Annotated in this window: 17 protein-coding genes; 8 read left to right on the plus strand and 9 right to left on the minus strand. The window is 49.3% G+C overall.

Annotated features, from left to right (window positions below):
* Nucleotides 1-137: 137 nt before the first annotated feature.
* The 3 genes from B2Q61_RS06505 to B2Q61_RS06515 all read right to left on the minus strand — a co-directional run bounded on the left by B2Q61_RS06505 (nucleotide 138) and on the right by B2Q61_RS06515 (nucleotide 3,149).
* The gene (locus tag B2Q61_RS06505) at nucleotides 138-515 is read right to left on the minus strand and encodes a hypothetical protein (protein ID WP_290619486.1); all 378 of its coding nucleotides are present in this window, start codon (nucleotides 513-515) and stop codon (nucleotides 138-140) included.
* 357 nt (nucleotides 516-872) lie between these two features.
* Complete coding sequence (locus B2Q61_RS06510; RefSeq protein ID WP_290619484.1) at nucleotides 873-2,090, minus strand: tyrosine-type recombinase/integrase; 1,218 nt, start codon at nucleotides 2,088-2,090, stop codon at nucleotides 873-875.
* A gap of 198 nt (nucleotides 2,091-2,288) precedes the next feature.
* Complete coding sequence (locus B2Q61_RS06515; protein ID WP_290619482.1) at nucleotides 2,289-3,149, minus strand: YicC/YloC family endoribonuclease; 861 nt, start codon at nucleotides 3,147-3,149, stop codon at nucleotides 2,289-2,291.
* Between the two features lie 232 nt (nucleotides 3,150-3,381).
* Between B2Q61_RS06515 and rph the strand changes: the two genes are divergently transcribed.
* Together rph and pyrE are read left to right on the plus strand one after the other, a co-directional pair.
* Nucleotides 3,382-4,095 (plus strand): ribonuclease PH, encoded by a 714-nt coding sequence (gene rph, locus B2Q61_RS06520; RefSeq protein WP_290619480.1) that lies wholly within the window; start codon nucleotides 3,382-3,384, stop codon nucleotides 4,093-4,095.
* Between the two features lie 18 nt (nucleotides 4,096-4,113).
* A complete protein-coding gene (gene pyrE / locus B2Q61_RS06525; RefSeq protein ID WP_290619478.1) occupies nucleotides 4,114-4,764 on the plus strand; it encodes an orotate phosphoribosyltransferase in 651 nt (216 codons plus the stop codon).
* 231 nt (nucleotides 4,765-4,995) lie between these two features.
* On the opposite strand, the gene slmA is transcribed toward pyrE, so the two are convergent.
* From slmA to coaBC, 3 genes are all read right to left on the minus strand, one after another.
* Nucleotides 4,996-5,586 carry a nucleoid occlusion factor SlmA gene (gene slmA / locus B2Q61_RS06530; protein WP_290619476.1) on the minus strand — a complete coding sequence of 197 codons (591 nt, stop codon included), beginning with the start codon at nucleotides 5,584-5,586 and terminating at the stop codon, nucleotides 4,996-4,998.
* A 272-nt stretch (nucleotides 5,587-5,858) separates the two neighbouring features.
* The gene (dut, locus tag B2Q61_RS06535) at nucleotides 5,859-6,317 is read right to left on the minus strand and encodes a dUTP diphosphatase (RefSeq protein WP_290619474.1); all 459 of its coding nucleotides are present in this window, start codon (nucleotides 6,315-6,317) and stop codon (nucleotides 5,859-5,861) included.
* Nucleotides 6,314-7,600, minus strand: a complete 1,287-nt coding sequence (coaBC, locus tag B2Q61_RS06540; RefSeq protein ID WP_290619472.1) for a bifunctional phosphopantothenoylcysteine decarboxylase/phosphopantothenate--cysteine ligase CoaBC — start codon at nucleotides 7,598-7,600, stop codon at nucleotides 6,314-6,316. The genes dut and coaBC overlap by 4 nt, the downstream gene beginning before the upstream one ends.
* 82 nt (nucleotides 7,601-7,682) lie before the next feature.
* Here coaBC and radC point away from each other — a divergent pair, with 82 nt between their 5' ends.
* The 5 genes from radC (at nucleotide 7,683) to mutM (ending at nucleotide 10,370) form a co-directional block, all read left to right on the plus strand.
* On the plus strand, nucleotides 7,683-8,357 hold the full coding sequence (gene radC, locus B2Q61_RS06545; RefSeq protein ID WP_290619470.1) for a RadC family protein: 675 nt from the start codon (nucleotides 7,683-7,685) through the stop codon (nucleotides 8,355-8,357).
* Between the two features lie 179 nt (nucleotides 8,358-8,536).
* Nucleotides 8,537-8,773: a 50S ribosomal protein L28 gene (rpmB, locus tag B2Q61_RS06550; protein ID WP_026349251.1), complete on the plus strand. Its 237-nt coding sequence runs from the start codon at nucleotides 8,537-8,539 to the stop codon at nucleotides 8,771-8,773.
* Between the two features lie 11 nt (nucleotides 8,774-8,784).
* Complete coding sequence (gene rpmG, locus B2Q61_RS06555; protein WP_008219722.1) at nucleotides 8,785-8,940, plus strand: 50S ribosomal protein L33; 156 nt, start codon at nucleotides 8,785-8,787, stop codon at nucleotides 8,938-8,940.
* Between the two features lie 110 nt (nucleotides 8,941-9,050).
* Nucleotides 9,051-9,524 (plus strand): hypothetical protein, encoded by a 474-nt coding sequence (locus B2Q61_RS06560; protein WP_290619468.1) that lies wholly within the window; start codon nucleotides 9,051-9,053, stop codon nucleotides 9,522-9,524.
* Nucleotides 9,525-9,560: 36 nt separating this feature from the next.
* Entirely contained in the window at nucleotides 9,561-10,370 is an 810-nt protein-coding gene (mutM, locus tag B2Q61_RS06565) for a bifunctional DNA-formamidopyrimidine glycosylase/DNA-(apurinic or apyrimidinic site) lyase (RefSeq protein WP_290619466.1), read from the plus strand.
* Nucleotides 10,371-10,376: 6 nt separating this feature from the next.
* Here mutM and B2Q61_RS06570 read toward each other — a convergent pair whose 3' ends face one another.
* Genes B2Q61_RS06570 through B2Q61_RS06580 form a run of 3 tightly spaced genes read right to left on the minus strand, consistent with a single transcriptional unit; the run spans nucleotide 10,377 to nucleotide 13,707 of the window.
* Entirely contained in the window at nucleotides 10,377-12,017 is a 1,641-nt protein-coding gene (locus tag B2Q61_RS06570; RefSeq protein WP_290619464.1) for a BamA/TamA family outer membrane protein, read from the minus strand.
* Nucleotides 12,018-12,022: 5 nt separating this feature from the next.
* Entirely contained in the window at nucleotides 12,023-12,877 is an 855-nt protein-coding gene (locus tag B2Q61_RS06575; protein WP_290619462.1) for a mechanosensitive ion channel family protein, read from the minus strand.
* Between the two features lie 14 nt (nucleotides 12,878-12,891).
* Entirely contained in the window at nucleotides 12,892-13,707 is an 816-nt protein-coding gene (locus B2Q61_RS06580) for a DUF432 domain-containing protein (RefSeq protein WP_290619460.1), read from the minus strand.
* Nucleotides 13,708-14,034: 327 nt separating this feature from the next.
* On the opposite strand from B2Q61_RS06580, the gene mgtE reads away from it, so the two are divergent.
* Nucleotides 14,035-15,378, plus strand: coding sequence for a magnesium transporter (mgtE, locus tag B2Q61_RS06585; RefSeq protein ID WP_290619458.1), 1,344 nt, complete (start codon nucleotides 14,035-14,037; stop codon nucleotides 15,376-15,378).
* Nucleotides 15,379-15,390 lie beyond the last annotated feature (12 nt).

The raw sequence follows: 15,390 nt of genomic DNA on the forward strand, positions 1-15,390 counted from the left end.
TCTACTGATCATGGGTAACTCGGCCATTTAACGCCGCAATAAATGGCGCTTAGGTTGGCGCTGTTTTTGCTGGCTTTTTGTTTTTAGCAAAAACCGCGACAGCCGTAATGCGTCAGATTTGATAGCCTTATTAGCTTTTATACTGCTGTATAAGACTTGCCTTCAAGCAAGCCATTAGATGACAAAGTTAAACTAAAGCGTTTAAATAAACCAAAAAACTCATTATAAGGCATCTCTATTTCAATTTCGTTTAGTTCCAGAGCATCACCTTCAGCTTTCATTTTTTCTTGGATATTGTCATACCCACCAACATTTAAATGTAAGAACCTAACTGTAAGAGTGTTTCCCCTAACATTATGTACTGACGAATAAACTTGAATACCAAGTACAAAGCTATCGTCAGGGATGTTGTGGTGCTTTCGTAGATAGTCAGTTGCATTTTGATTGTCATCTCGATCTGCATGGACAGAGCCATCAAGATCTTTATATTGAACACCTGCTTCGAATATTGTCATAAATAATCCTTTTAATATATGTGATAGTTGAAAGTGAAAGAAAGCTAACGCTTATTCGGCGGATCGACCAGTATTTAAACATGGTGTGACCTGTCTTTGTAAATTTAATGTACAGAACACTACATCGCTTCTTTAAAACTTACAACAACTTATAGGTACAACTGGTATTTGCGTAAGCTGAAAGTACGGATTGATCCGTCTAGCAAGCGTTGGCGGCATCGAGATGGGTCAGGATATTTGTACAGTGCTTAAAATTCGATGAAGGTTAGGAATAACCGCTTCTGGCACATAATAGGCTGTCAGCCCTGCTCAAGCTCTATCATGAAAAATGTCTGATGAAATTAAGCCCAATCCGTCTTAGGCTTCAATTATCGATTCAAGCTTATTGGATATAGCAATCAGCGCCTCTCTTCGCTCATCCAAATAATCATGCTTGTTATAAATCCCTTCAACGCCCTTCAGCTTGTGATTTAAACAGCGCTCGGCCACATGGCCTGGCACACCTAGTTGTGCCAGCATAGTGCGGCAGGTACGGCGTAGGTCGTGTACTGAAAAGTGCTTTATATCGCCCATTTTGTTCGGTGGCTGTTTCTTTTTGCCGGCTTCGTGGCCAAATAGCTTAGTTATGGCGCGATTAAGGGTATCTGCGCCCATATAGGGGTTTTTACTGCTACGCCGGTTGGGGAATACATAAGGTGAACCTGCTGCATGTGTTTGCAAGTCATTAAGCCAGCTGATGCACAGCTCGGGCAGGGGAATAGTAATACCCACGCCAGATTTGCTGCGTTCCTTTGGTAACTCCCATATTCCGGCTTCTAAATCAAACTCCTGCCAACTTGCCTCTGTTAACTCACCTTTGCGCACACCCAGCGTTACCAGCAGCGCACAAGCCAGATAATTCTCTCTGGCAAAACTATCCTTATTTTCCCGAAATACTTTAAATACTTGGGTAAGCTCTTCCAGGGTTAGTGCCCGATCTTTGCTTAGCTCTACACCACCGGCATCGCTTACATTAAAGGCACTGGCCGGGTTGGCACCGACTACATCTAACTTGATGCCGTGGTTAAACAGTTGTTTTAAATAGAGCAGGGCGTCATTGGCGGTAGTAGGGCGGCCTGACGCAGTGATGCTTTCGATGATGTACTGAATATCTCTGGCAACCACTTTGTTGGGCGCTGCGGCGCCAATATGCGGCGCAATATCTTTGCGGTAAACCCGTTCGGGGATGTTGTGGTGTTTTAACCGTTTAACATTACCTTTATGCCAGTCGACAAATAAGTCGTCTACCGTTTGCATTTTGTGCTGCTTGGCGCGCTGTTTTAAAAACAGTGGATCGACCTTTTCCACCACCAATTGTTTTTTTTGCATTACCGCTTCGGCACGTGCTTCAGCAAGTGAGAGATTGGCACACTTGGCCAACGTCATTTCCCGGCGTTTGCCATTAATGCTGTAACGAAGAAACCAAAAGGGCAGGCCTGATTTTGGTACGGCCAGATATAAGCCACCACCATCAGCATACTTACCTGGAATTCCCTTTATTAGGGACTCTACTTTCTTTACGGTTAAACTGCCCATAATCCCTCTCAGATCAGCATGTTAGCCAAAGATGATTTTACTCACCACTAGGCATCTGAGATATTTTAACATGCCCACCACTTTACCCACCAGTTATACTTGGCTTTCGGTGGGTGAAGGTGGATGCTGGTAGACTATGGTTTTTCTTAAGTTATTGAATTTAATTATCTAAAATATCAATATGGACTTCAGTGGATGCTATTCAATATTTTGGATTTGTTCTCTCATCTGTTCAATTAACACCTTAAGCTCTACTGCGGCATTGGTGATCTCGGTGCTGATGGCTTTGGATGACAGGGTATTCGCTTCGCGGTTAAATTCCTGCATCATAAAATCTAAGCGTCGGCCGCAGGCGCCGCCTTTTTTCAGGGAGTGGCGGGTTTCTTTAATATGGGCATCGAGCCGGTCCAGCTCTTCGGCGACGTCAGATTTCGATGCTAAAAACGCCATTTCCTGCTCTAAACGGCCTTGTTCAATATCGGCTTTAATGTCGTTTAAACGGTTTACAATCCGGTCGCGCTGCCATTGCATGGCTTGTGGTAAATGTGTGCGGACAAAAGCCACTTGCTCGCCAATAGCGGTTAAGCGCTGCTGGATCATCTGTTCTATCGCGTCACCTTCACGGCCACGGCCGGCCAGGAAGTCTTGCAGGGCGGCGTCAAAGCCGGCCAGCAGTTCGCCTTGCATGGCGTCTAAATCGTCAGTGGGGGTTTCCATAACGCCAGGCCAGCGCAGAATGTCAGCAATATTCAGTTGTGCCTGCGGCGCTTTTTGCAGCAGTTGCTGGGCTTTTTGCAGCAATTGTTCAGCAAATTCTTCGTTCAGGGTTAGCTCGCCAGCGGCCTGATTGGCATGATAACGCAGATTCACTTCAATTTTGCCACGTTGCAGACTGTTGCGCAGTTTGTCACGCAGCAGGCTTTCCAGGCCTCGGAATTGCTCGGGCAGCCGGAAATAGCTTTCCAGATAGCGCTGATTAACTGAGCGGATTTCCCACTGGGCGGTGCCCCAGCTGGCTTTGGTTTCGTGACGGGCGAAGGCGGTCATGCTGTGGATCATAAAAAACTCTCTGGCGGCAAATAAAACCAGAGTATACCGCAGGCCAACGGAATTTGGCGAATTGCTCGCCCTAATACGCGTCGCCTTTCAAAATGCACGGGTGTTGTCTGCGCCCGTTCCCCCAATCACTAAGTAACACTAAGCTCATTGGGATTCACAGCCTGGCCGCCTACGTGCATTTAGAAATTCATAGCGTATAATGACGAACATTATTAATTTCAGGAGTGCAGCTATGCGTCCAAGTGGCAGAACCGCCAGTCAGATCCGTCCCCTTACTTTTACCCGTCAATTTACCGCTCATGCTGAAGGCTCAGTATTGGTTGAGTTTGGCAATACCAAGGTAATTTGTACCGCCAGTGTGGTAGAGGGTGTGCCGCGCTTTATGAAAGGCCAGGGCAAAGGTTGGGTAACGGCCGAGTACGGCATGCTGCCACGAGCGACCCATACCCGTAATGACCGCGAAGCGGCGCGCGGTAAACAAGGTGGCCGCACCATGGAAATTCAGCGCTTAATTGGCCGGGCACTGCGCACTGCAGTCAATTTAAAGCTGCTGGGTGAAAATACCATTACCATCGACTGTGACGTGATCCAGGCTGACGGCGGCACGCGCACGGCGTCGATTACTGGTGCCTGTGTGGCGCTGGTCGATGCCCTTAATTTTATGCGCGCCAAAGGCACCATTAAAACTAACCCGTTAAAATATATGGTTGCTGCAGTTTCAGTCGGCGTTTACAAAGGCACGCCGGTAGCCGATTTAGATTACGCTGAAGATTCTAATGCCGAAACCGATATGAATATCGTCATGACTGAAACCGGCAAAATTATTGAAGTGCAGGGCACGGCCGAAACCGAACCCTTCAGCTTTGATGAAATGCAGCAAATGATGGATTTGGGTCGCCATGCCATCCGGGAGATTATTGAAGAGCAAAAGCGGGTACTGGCGTAAGCAGAGGGCAGCAAGAACATGAAGCAGTTTCAACGTGATTTTATTGAATTTGCCCTGAACCGTCAGGTATTAAAGTTTGGCCAGTTTACGCTGAAATCGGGCCGCACCAGCCCGTATTTCTTTAATGCCGGTTTGTTTAATACCGGCAGCGATCTGGCCAAACTGGGCCGGTTTTATGCCGCAGCGTTGCAGGATGCGGCAATTGAATTTGATGTGCTGTTTGGTCCGGCTTATAAAGGTATACCAATAGCCACTACCACAGCAGTAGCCCTGGCGGATCATCACAACCGGGATGTGCCGTATTGCTTTAATCGCAAAGAGGCGAAGACCCATGGTGAGGGCGGTAATTTAGTCGGCGCACCGCTTAAGGGCCGGATTATGCTGGTGGATGATGTGATTACCGCCGGTACCGCCATTCGTGAGTCGATGCAGCTTATTCAGGCGCAGGGCGCTGAGCTGAGTGGCGTGCTGGTGGCGCTGGACCGGCAGGAACGCGGTCAGGGTGAGCTGTCGGCCATTCAGGAAGTGGAGCGCGATTTTAACACTAAGGTTGTGGCTATTATCAGCCTGCCGGATCTCATCAGCTATTTAGCCGATAAGCCAGAAATGGCAGAGCATTTGGAGGCGGTAAAAGCTTACCGGGCGCAGTATGGGGTTAAGATAGCTTAACAGCTTAACAGCTTAGTTAGCGACAGAGCGCAGAGTCAGGAAATGCTTTCGACGGCTCACCGTAACGCAAGGTATCAGGTAATGCTTACGGAACAGCGGCATGGATGCCGCGCAGGCTGAAGGGGCACAGGGATGTGATCCTTGAAGCCGGTGCAGTAAGTGTTACCTGATGCGTTGCAGAGTCTGCTGCCGTTTTGAAAGTACCCTTGCCCCTGCGCTTCCTTTAAGTTCTCAGTTAAATAAAGCCTGCTGCAGTAGCGCCCACTGGTTTTGCCAGGCGTTGGTTGGCAGGCGTTTAAAGCCTGAACGAACAAATTGGCTTATTTTACCCTCTACCAAGGCCAGTAGTAAGTTTGCCAGCTCGCCTTCGTCAATGCTGAAACCTTTACCTTCGCGCAATTTGCGCTCGCGCAGGGTTTGTTTAAATTGCGTTTCCAGTTTTTCAAACAGCGCAGCAACCCGCTCCAGCAAACGCTCCTGCTCACCTTGTAAGGCATCGCCGGTAAGGATGCGGCAAAAGCCCGGGTTACGCTCGGCAAATACCAGAATAAGCTGCAGCATGAGTTCAATGCGGCTTTGGGTGTCTTTGTGTTCATCTGAAATGCTGTTTATTCTGGATAACAGGGTGTCTTCAATAAATTCAATTAAGCCCTCAAACATTCGGGCTTTGCTGGGAAAATGCCGATACAACGCCGCCTCGGATACGCCAACCTTTTCGGCTAAAGCAGCCGTAGTAATGCGCTGGCCGTTGTTGCTTTGCAACATGGCGGCTAACGCCTGCAAAATATCTTCTTTTCTGTTGCCGCGACGCGGTGTTGACATAGTTGTTCCTGAAAATAAAAACCAATATATTATCTACTGCTTGTTCAGCCAGTATGTAGGGTGTTGGTGCAAGGCTCGTCCAGCCAGTATGCGCCTTTCGCCGCCTTTAAGGACGACTAACCCAAACTTTAAAAAACCGTAAGGCAACATACTTGTGGAACAGCGGCATGGATGCCGCGGAGCCTGAAAGGGCACAGGGATGTGATCCTTTAAGGCGGTGAACAAGTGTGTTGCCCGGAGGTTTTATCACCAAGTCCTATTGTCACTAGCGACTAGCTCTTCCCTGAGTGTCCAAAGCCACCTTCGCCGCGCTCAGACGCATCAAAGCTATCAACGAGCTTAAATTCTGCCTGCACCACCGGCATAAACACCAGCTGGGCAATCCGGTCACCTGGCTCAATGCTGAAGGTTTGCGCTCCACGGTTCCACATAGACACCATTAATGGCCCCTGATAATCAGAGTCAATTAACCCAACCAGATTACCCAGTACAATACCGTGTTTATGGCCCAGGCCAGAACGCGGCAAAATAGTGGCGCATAAATTAGCATCACCGATAAAAATCGAAATACCGGTTGGAATTAATACCGTCTGGCCTGGCTCCAGCGTTAAGGTCTGATCCAGACAGGCGCGTAAATCAAGGCCGGCTGAACCCGGTGTGGCATAGGCCGGCAGTGGAAATTCGTTACCAATACGCGGGTCAAGGATCTTCAGCTCAATTGCTTTATTCATTTGGTTACTTCACTCGTTGTACTTTTCGGAGAATAATGTTGTGAAATTAAGGTTATCAGGCTTGCAGCCAGCGCGGTTTTGCTTTGCAGGGCCAGTGTCTGTTCGCCATCTTGCCACAGCAGTGTTACCGCATTTTGATCGCTGTTAAAGCCGGCATCAGGTTGCGAGACATCATTGGCGCAAATCATATCGAGCTTTTTCTTCAGCAGCTTTTGCCGGGCATAGTTCAGGACATCCTGCGTCTCAGCAGCAAAGCCGACGGTAAAAGGGCGTAGTTCATGCAGGCCAGCTACCGCAGCAATAATATCCGGGTTTTTAATCAGGGTGAGCTGCAGCTCGTTGCTGGCACCTTTTTTAAGCTTATTGCTTGCGACATCAGCTGCCCGGTAGTCAGCCACGGCCGCGCAGCCGATAAAAATATCGCTTTTTACCGCTGCTTTTAATGCTGCATCATGCATCTGCTGTGCGCTTATCACATCTATCCGCTTAACCCCGGCTGGGGTAGCCAGTTGCACCGGGCCACTAATAAGGGTGACTTCAGCGCCCATCGTAGCGGCAGCAGCGGCTAAAGCAAAGCCCATTTTGCCGGAGCTGTGGTTAGATAAGTACCGCACCGGATCCAGCGCTTCGCGGGTAGGGCCGGCAGTAATAGTAAAGCGCAGGCCGGCTAATGAGCCGGCTGGTACCTGGCTTTGCTCATGGGTCTGTATAACGCTTTGTTTAATAGTGCTCTGTTCAATACTTTGTTCAACTAATGCCACCAGCTCTAACGGTTCCAGCATCCGGCCATAGCCGACATCGCCACAGGCCTGCTCACCGGCACCCGGGCCATAAATGTGAAAATTATGTTTTTTTAGTGTTGCTAAGTTTTGTTGGGTGGCTATATTGTTATACATCTGCTGATTCATGGCAGGCGCTACCGCGACAGGCGCGGCAGAGGCCAACACGCAGGTAGTGAGTAAATCGTTGGCCATGCCATGCGCCAAACGGGCGATAACATCGGCAGAGGCCGGCGCAACCACGATTAGGTCAGCCCATTTGGCCAGCTCAATATGGCCCATCGCTGCTTCTGCTGCCGGGTCGAGCATACTGGTGCTGACCGGGTTGCCGGATACCGCCTGCAAGGTAAGCGGGGTAATAAATTGCTGGGCTGCGTCGGTCAGGATCACTCTGACCTCGGCACCCCGCTCTTTTAAGCGGCGGACTAAATCGGCACTTTTGTAAGCGGCGATACCGCCACTAATGCCCAGTAATATCCGTTTGGCTGTCAGTGTCTGCTGCATAAATACCTAAAGCTGGTCCGAAAATCATCGGCATAAGATAACACGGAACGGAAAAATCAGCATCAATTCAGGGAGGATTCAGATGGCAATTACGGACTGGCCAGTAACCGAGCGACCGCGGGAAAAACTGTTGCAACTGGGGCCTAAGGCGTTATCAGATGCTGAACTACTGGCTATTTTTCTGCGAACCGGGGTAAGCGGCTGTGACGCGGTCACGCTGGCCCGTCAGTTGCTGAACCATTTTGGCTCGCTGCGGCGCTTAATGGGTGCCAGTCAGCATGAATTTTGTCAGGCAAAGGGCCTGGGTGAGGCAAAGTTCGTTCAGTTACAGGCGGTGCTGGAGCTAAGTAAACGTTATATGCAGCAACAATTACAACGGGAAACCGTGTTTACTGAGCCGGCCCTGGTGAAAAAATTTTTATCGCATACCATTGGCCATGAACAACGTGAAGTGTTCTTACTACTTTATCTTGATAATCAGCATCGTTTGATTGCCAGCGAGCCGCTATTTATGGGCACTATCGACGCATCGCCGGTATATCCGCGTATTGTAGTTCAGCGCGCTTTAGCGCATAATGCCGCCGCCGTTATATTGGCTCATAATCATCCTTCCGGGGTGGCAGAGCCAAGCCGCGCCGACAGGGCAATAACGGAGCGTCTGACCCAGGCTATGGCTTTAGTAGATATTAAAATACTGGACCATTTTGTGGTGGGCGATGCAGAAGTTGTCTCTTTTGCAGAACGCGGCTGGCTTTAACAAAATTTAAACGATAAAGGCGGATCGCCAATGGATCTGCCTGAAGCGCCATTTAAATTCTCTTGAGTTTAATGGGGCTTTCGTGTATAAAGTGCGCCCTCATCCATTTTCGGGGCAACCTTCAAGGCCAGAAGGGTGAATGATAGCTCGAGCTGACGTAATTTTGGAGAAATATAGACATGTCTAGAGTATGCCAAGTAACTGGCAAAGGTCCGATGGTAGGTAACCGTCGTTCGCACGCCAACAACGCGACAAAGCGCCGTTTCCTGCCTAACCTGCAAACTCACCGTTTCTGGGTTGAAAGCGAAAACCGTTTTGTTACTTTACGTACAACCACCCGTGGTATGCGTATTATTGACAAGAAAGGTATTGACGCCGTTTTAGTAGACGTTCGTGCCAACGGTCACAAGGTTTAAGGAATTAACTCATGCGCGATAAAATCCGTTTAGTTTCTTCTGCCGGTACTGGTTTCTTCTACACTACAACGAAGAACAAACGTACCATGCCAGAAAAAATGGAAATCAAAAAGTTCGATCCTAAAGTGCGCAAGCACGTGATTTTCAAAGAAGCGAAAATCAAGTAATCGACCTGAAAACCCGGCTCTCGCCGGGTTTTTGCTTTTTACACCCCGCCTAAGTTACTATGCCGCTGCCCCTTTGCAGACTGGTGCTGCCTTGTGCAGATACGAAAACTATGTTGAAACTTTCTCGTCGGAACTGGAATAACGTGCTGATATTTGCCGTACTTATTCTGATGTTTGTGCTGTATGGCATTCCCCAGCGCCTGCAACAAAAATCGTCAGCAGAGCATCGCTTAATTCCGGCCGACGCCCAACTGTTAATGGTAGGCTTTGCCAATCAGCGCCTGGTAAAAGCCGGCCCACAGTGGCAACTGCAACCGCAGAGTAATATCCAGGTTGATGCCGGGCAATTAGCGCTGGCCTGGCAGCACAGCCAGCTGATACCGGTGGATACCGTGCCAATGCAAAGCCGGGTACCGGTGGCACAAGCCAGCGTGCAACTGGTTGGCGAGACTAGTCCTGTTATCTGGTTACTGTATCCGGATGCAGAGTCAGGCAACAGCCAGTATCTGCTGCAACAGGCCGGACAAACCCAGTTTTATCTGCTGAGCGCCAGCCAGGCTAAGCAGCTATTTTTGTTAAAGTAAGGTTCGGTTGCAGCACGCTTTTCAGGAGTAAACATTGTGCCAGAATTACCCGAGGTTGAAGTATCCCGCTTAGGCATTAGCCCGCATCTTGAAGGTCAGCAATTGCTGAGCGTAGTCGCCCGGCAGCGTCAGCTGCGTTGGTGGATCCCGGATGAAGTGATTGCGCTGAGCAACCAACCGATATTAGCGGTGAGCCGCCGGGCCAAGTATTTGCTAATCGGTTTGCCAGCGGGAGAGATTATTTTGCATTTAGGGATGTCGGGTCATTTAAAAGTAGTCTCGACCAATACCCCGGCGGCGAAACATGACCATCTGGATTTACTGCTATCTAATAACAAAATACTGCGTTTAAACGATACCCGTCGTTTTGGTGCGGTATTGTGGCAGGCAAAAAACCAGCCGCATCCGCTACTGGCTGCGTTAGGCCCCGAGCCACTTACCCGTGATTTTAACGCTCAGACGCTGATTGAGACTTGTAGCAAACGCTCAGCCGCGATCAAGCTGGTGCTGATGGACAATAAGGTGGTAGTGGGGGTGGGCAACATTTACGCCAACGAGGCCTTGTTTAAAGCCGGTATTTCACCCACAACGCCAGCTAAAACGGTGGCAGCTGATAAACTGGCGTTGCTGAGCACTGTGGTAAAAGAAACCCTGGCTGCAGCAATTGTGCAGGGCGGCACTACGTTAAAAGACTTCAGCCAGGCTGATGGTAAGCCTGGCTATTTTAAACAACAGTTGCTGGTTTATGGTCGCGGTGGCCAGCCTTGTGTGCAATGTCAGCAGCCGCTGAGCGAGATCAAGCTGGGCCAGCGTACTACAGTATTTTGCCGTTTGTGTCAGGCGTAAGCAAAGTTAAAAGCGCCGCTTAGCGGTAATTCGCCACTGCCAGTTGCCCAGCTCGGGATTATCAGTTACCGGGCGGGTTAAATCGATATGTACCATAGTGCCGCGGCTGGAGTGGGTAGACAATAAGCGGATGCCTACACCTACGCCATAAAGAATACTGTCGTCTATGTCGTTTTCGCCACGTTGGTCGGCACCCCAGCTACGACCGGCATCGGCAAAGCCAGCGAAGCCGACATCAAAGATTTGCAGAATATTCCAATCGGTGTAATAGCGGTACTCCGTCGTGGCCACCATTCGGTTATCACCGCGCTGGTAAAACAACGGAAAAGCCCGCAGACCGGTGTCACCACCCAGATAGAGTGCTTCATCGGCAAATAAATCTTTACCACGTTGTAGATCCAGAATACCAACCAGGCTGCTCTGCCGGGTTAGCTGATATACCATTTGCCAATGAGTACTGATTAGTTGCTGGTTCAGGTCGGCCATTTTCAGGCCATGGTAGCGAAAACTGGCCAGTAACCATATGTCACTTTGCAACGCCCAGGCTTTTTCTATAGCCGCATCAACCTGCCAGCCACTAGCGTCAGCACCCAGGCCTTTTTGAAGCTGACCCAGCCGCAAATAGGCCTGCCAGCCTAAGTTAATATCTTCTACCCGGTTAAATTGGTTGATGTTATACAATTTACGATACTGATCTTCCAGCAACTGGTACTCAACCCACACCCGGGATAAATTACGTTCGTCAGGCAAAGTAAACAGCGTGTCAGCATTGGCGGCAAAGCTGACATCCTCTAATGTTATTCCGCTGTTAAACCGATGAATTTGCTTACTGTCGCCTGCCAGACGCCAGCCAAAAAAACTGCTGAAACCATGCTGAGTCCGGTCGTACTGATTAACCTTTTCACCCAGTACATAATCGTTTATTTGTTGTTTGTCTTTACTGACATCGACACTCACTGCCCAGGGTGAACTTAACCGGTAAAATGGTCGTTGAATATTAAACTGATAACTTTCACCATCAGAGTTATTGGCATAGCGGGTAAGTGCCTGCCAACGGCTACCCAGAATATTCGGGCTGGCAAAGCTGAACAGATAGCCGGTACGCTCAGCATCTTTGGCATAGTCGAGCTGCAACTGGTTGCCGGTTCCCAGCAGGTTATCTTCCGCTACACCTATTGAGTATTCTGTAGCGCCACCTTCGCTGGAAAAATCGATTTTAGGTAATAACGACCAGTTGTCCCAGGTTTTCACTAACACTTCTACCGTATTGGTTTCAGGGCAATAGCGGCTGACGGCAACTTCCGCATCCCGAATGTACCGGCGTGAGCGCAATATCCGCTCTGTTTCTGCCAGCTCGGCCAGAACTAACGGACTTTCTGGAGTAAATAGCAGATCATTGTCGATAGTGATCTGTTTAGATATAACGTGGCTGTAATTGGCAAAGCGGTGTAACCAGAAGGTACCTGGCTCGTTCAGATCAAAAACATTTTGCTGCTCAAAGCGGATGCTACTAATGGTCAGATTAGTGTGCTGCAAATCAGCTTCATCAAACAAACGAGTACAGTCGGTATCAGCTGCCGCATAGGCTTGGCGCAGCGTAAAGCAGGCAAGTAACACAACAATCACTGATAAACGGCGACCTGTCATCAGGCTTAGTCCTCTTGCTCTGTAAATGATTCAGGCTTGGCTGATGCGTTAATGGTTACTGGTGCCGACCCCTGGCCAAAAACTACGGTACGTTGCGGGAATGGAATTTCGATGCCCGCTTTATCAAAGGCATTTTTAACTTCTTCCTGAATACTGTTGCGTAAATCCCGAAAATTCTCCCGCTTGGTCCAGACGCTGAATTGAATACTAAGCGATGAGTCAGCAAAGCCGTTAAAAATAAAAAGGGGTGCCGGCTCGTCCAGACTAAGCGGATTTTCGTCTGCTACTTGCTGTAATATTTGCCGAACGTTGCTGATATTCTCTTTGTACGCCACCCCTATCATTAAATCAAAGCGTCGAATAGGAAAGCGGGTCAGATTGGTCATTTCCGTTTTGATCAGGCTTTCATTTGGAATGCGTACAAACAGATTATCGAAAGTACGCAGTTTTACTGACAGTAAGTCTATCGACAGTACTTCGCCGGTGGTGGTACCTACTTTAATGACATCACCTAGCTGAAACGGTTTTTCACCAATTAAAAACAAGCCACTAATCAGGTTTGACGCTGACGTTTGCGAGGCAAAGCCAATCGCCACCGATAACACGCCCGCAGCGCCAATCAGCACACCAAGTGAAAACCCGAGCTGACGCAATGCAGAGGCCACAAATAATGCTAATACCAACCAGTAAACCAGTCGCTTAAATAATACCGCATGATGCTGCGAAAAGTTTCGGGTCACCAGCTTTTGTACCGCGCGTCCGGCCAAACTGGCCAACAGTAAGCCTGCGGCCAGTAAAATAGCGGCTTGCAACATATTGACCATTTGCTCTGACCTTAAATAGGCCGAAATTTGCTCCATTATGTCAGTTCCTGTTAATCATTAAACATACCGGTAAACGCCCTGATTAAGCCCTGCTTCTCAATATTCTGGCGGGGCCCGGCAATTCTTGCTGCCGCCGTTACGCCTGCAGGCAGTTGCTTACTTATTTTAAACCGGGTCAGGGCATGGTTGCCGTCGTGTTGCAGAGTGATAGGGTCGGTCCATAACGAGCCATCATTCAAACCATACAATGCCAGATAGGGCAGCGGGATACTCAGTTTATCGATCACCAGCATGCTATTGGCATTATTCTCTATAGTCACGGCGGTAACTGCCCGGTGGGGTCTGACCGGCAGATCCGCTCTGTCATGCCGGGCCTGGGTTTTATCGGCGTAGCATAACTCGCCATGTAAGGTGGATGGTCCAAACCAGGTGTCAGACAGGCGCTGACTGGCAATATCAATCAGACTACAGGCCGGTTGCTGCAGATTTACTTCAATTACCACCGGCGAGCTGATATAAAATACCGCCTGCTGGGCAGGAGGTATACTAAGTTGAGTACGGGTTTTAACCACCATTGGCCGGTCAAGTAACTTAGGGCTAAGGCAAAACTGGGCCGGGCTTTGCCGGAACACAAAGCGTTGTAAATTATCCAGATCAGGTAATTGTCTGATGCTGCTGCTTTGCATCTGACTGTGCACGTCTTGCTCCGCTACACGGGTAAAGCCAAGCAACCATTCCACCGGTAAGCGCTGCAAATAAAGAGTTAATGGCCCAAATACATAGTGCCAGCTCTGGCCGCTGTTTAACGCGATGGGCTGCCACCAGGGGTTACCTGTCGGGGTGTCGTTGTGATGTTGTGGTTGCATATCCGGTCCGGTCATTCTCAGTGGCGATGGTCTAGTAGCAAAGCAATCGTAATTTATCTCTGAGTTACAGTTACAGCCTGATTGTTATCTCTGGTGGCAAAAACTAAAATAATGGATAATTTCTGCTTAAGAAGCAATATGTTATTTTAGCTGAACTGCTAATAGCAGCCAGGTGTGTTACAGCATACTCTCTAAGCGGTTTTTGGTCAGCGGTTTTTGTCAGGCATTAGCTGCTAGTGTGGCAGAGGCTTTATGAAATTACGCTTAATAAGTTAACCCTGCAATTTGCCAGGCACACTGCTGCCCGGCCAGCACTACGAGGTTGCTATGGAACTACCGGTACTGATAAACCGACTGCGCTTCGCGTTAGAGAACGATACGGTTCAGCTATTGCAAGACCAGCTGGAGGATGTGCACCCGGCCGACTACGCTGCAGCCATCACGGAGTTTTCACTCGATCATTTATGGCTACTGTTGGTTGCTTTGCGCCGTTCTCAGCAAGCAGAGGTATTTGGTTATTTACCGGCAGAAGTGCAGGTAGCGTTAGCCATTCGGGTAAGCCGGCGCAAACTCGCGCCCATAATCCGCCAGATGTCGTCTGATGAGCGGGCTGATTTATTTAACCAGTTGACCGCAGAACAGCGGGAAATGTTATTGCCGGCACTGGCACAGGCCGAGCGCGAAGATTTACTGCGTCTTTCCAGTCATCAGGAGGGTAGCGCAGGCGCTATTATGACCTCGGATTACGCGATACTGGCATCTGATATTACCGTACGGGAAGCGCTGGATGTGCTGCGTCGCGAAGCACCTGATAAAGAAACGATTTACTCAGCCTATGTGGTAGACGAGCAGCGCAAGCTTATTGGCGTTGTATCGCTGCGTGAGCTTATTCTTGCCCCGGCCACTATGTTGGTCGATGAGCTGATGAACCACGATCCAATTTATGCCACTGTGGAAATGGAGCAAGAGCAGGTTGCGGCAATGGTAGCTAAGTATGACTTACTCGCCCTGCCTATTCTTAATGTCGAACAGCAGATGGTGGGCATTGTAACCTACGATGATGCAATGGACGTTGCCGCAGAAGAAGCCACTGAGGATTTTCATAAAACCGCCACCATCGGCAAGCTGGAGGGCAACGTAAAAGATGCCAGTATTGGTCTGCTGTATCGCAAAAGGGTGTTCTGGCTGGTGATCCTGGTATTTGGCAACATTTTCTCTGGTGCCGGTATTGCGTATTTTGAAGACACCATTGCCAGCTATCTGGCGTTATTATTCTTTCTGCCGTTGTTAATTGCCAGTAGCGGTAACGCCGGGGCGCAGTCGGGCACCTTAATGGTACGGGCACTGGCTACCGGTGATGTAAAACTCCGGGACTGGGGTTCATTGCTATTAAAAGAATGCCTGGTAGCCGGGTTATTGGGGCTGACAATGTCATTTGCCGTGGTGTGGTTAGGCTGGTGGCGCGGTGGCTATGATATTGCCATCGTCGTGGCCGCCACCATGATGCTGGTAGTCATGGTCGGCAGCCTGGTCGGCTTGTCGTTACCTTTTTTACTCAGCCGGCTAAAGCTTGACCCGGCCACCGCCAGCGGGCCGTTAATCACCTCCATTGCCGACGTGTCCGGGGTCGTATTGTATTTCTCTATTGCCACCTGGTATCTCGGGTTGTAGTAACGGAACAGA

The organism is Arsukibacterium sp. UBA5043 (assembly GCA_002415085.1).
Classification (GTDB): Bacteria; Pseudomonadota; Gammaproteobacteria; order Enterobacterales; family Alteromonadaceae; genus Alishewanella.

Bases quoted from the DNA above. Each gene is read 5' to 3' on its own strand.
- B2Q61_RS06505 (WP_290619486.1), bottom strand. From the start codon at position 515: ATGACAATATTCGAAGCAGGTGTTCAATATAAAGATCTTGATGGCTCT.
- B2Q61_RS06510 (WP_290619484.1), bottom strand. From the start codon at position 2,090: ATGGGCAGTTTAACCGTAAAGAAAGTAGAGTCCCTAATAAAGGGAATT.
- B2Q61_RS06515 (WP_290619482.1), bottom strand. From the start codon at position 3,149: ATGATCCACAGCATGACCGCCTTCGCCCGTCACGAAACCAAAGCCAGC.
- rph (WP_290619480.1), top strand. From the start codon at position 3,382: ATGCGTCCAAGTGGCAGAACCGCCAGTCAGATCCGTCCCCTTACTTTT.
- pyrE (WP_290619478.1), top strand. From the start codon at position 4,114: ATGAAGCAGTTTCAACGTGATTTTATTGAATTTGCCCTGAACCGTCAG.
- slmA (WP_290619476.1), bottom strand. From the start codon at position 5,586: ATGTCAACACCGCGTCGCGGCAACAGAAAAGAAGATATTTTGCAGGCG.
- dut (WP_290619474.1), bottom strand. From the start codon at position 6,317: ATGAATAAAGCAATTGAGCTGAAGATCCTTGACCCGCGTATTGGTAAC.
- coaBC (WP_290619472.1), bottom strand. From the start codon at position 7,600: ATGCAGCAGACACTGACAGCCAAACGGATATTACTGGGCATTAGTGGC.
- radC (WP_290619470.1), top strand. From the start codon at position 7,683: ATGGCAATTACGGACTGGCCAGTAACCGAGCGACCGCGGGAAAAACTG.
- rpmB (WP_026349251.1), top strand. From the start codon at position 8,537: ATGTCTAGAGTATGCCAAGTAACTGGCAAAGGTCCGATGGTAGGTAAC.
- rpmG (WP_008219722.1), top strand. From the start codon at position 8,785: ATGCGCGATAAAATCCGTTTAGTTTCTTCTGCCGGTACTGGTTTCTTC.
- B2Q61_RS06560 (WP_290619468.1), top strand. From the start codon at position 9,051: ATGTTGAAACTTTCTCGTCGGAACTGGAATAACGTGCTGATATTTGCC.
- B2Q61_RS06570 (WP_290619464.1), bottom strand. From the start codon at position 12,017: ATGACAGGTCGCCGTTTATCAGTGATTGTTGTGTTACTTGCCTGCTTT.
- B2Q61_RS06575 (WP_290619462.1), bottom strand. From the start codon at position 12,877: ATGGAGCAAATTTCGGCCTATTTAAGGTCAGAGCAAATGGTCAATATG.
- B2Q61_RS06580 (WP_290619460.1), bottom strand. From the start codon at position 13,707: ATGCAACCACAACATCACAACGACACCCCGACAGGTAACCCCTGGTGG.
- mgtE (WP_290619458.1), top strand. From the start codon at position 14,035: ATGGAACTACCGGTACTGATAAACCGACTGCGCTTCGCGTTAGAGAAC.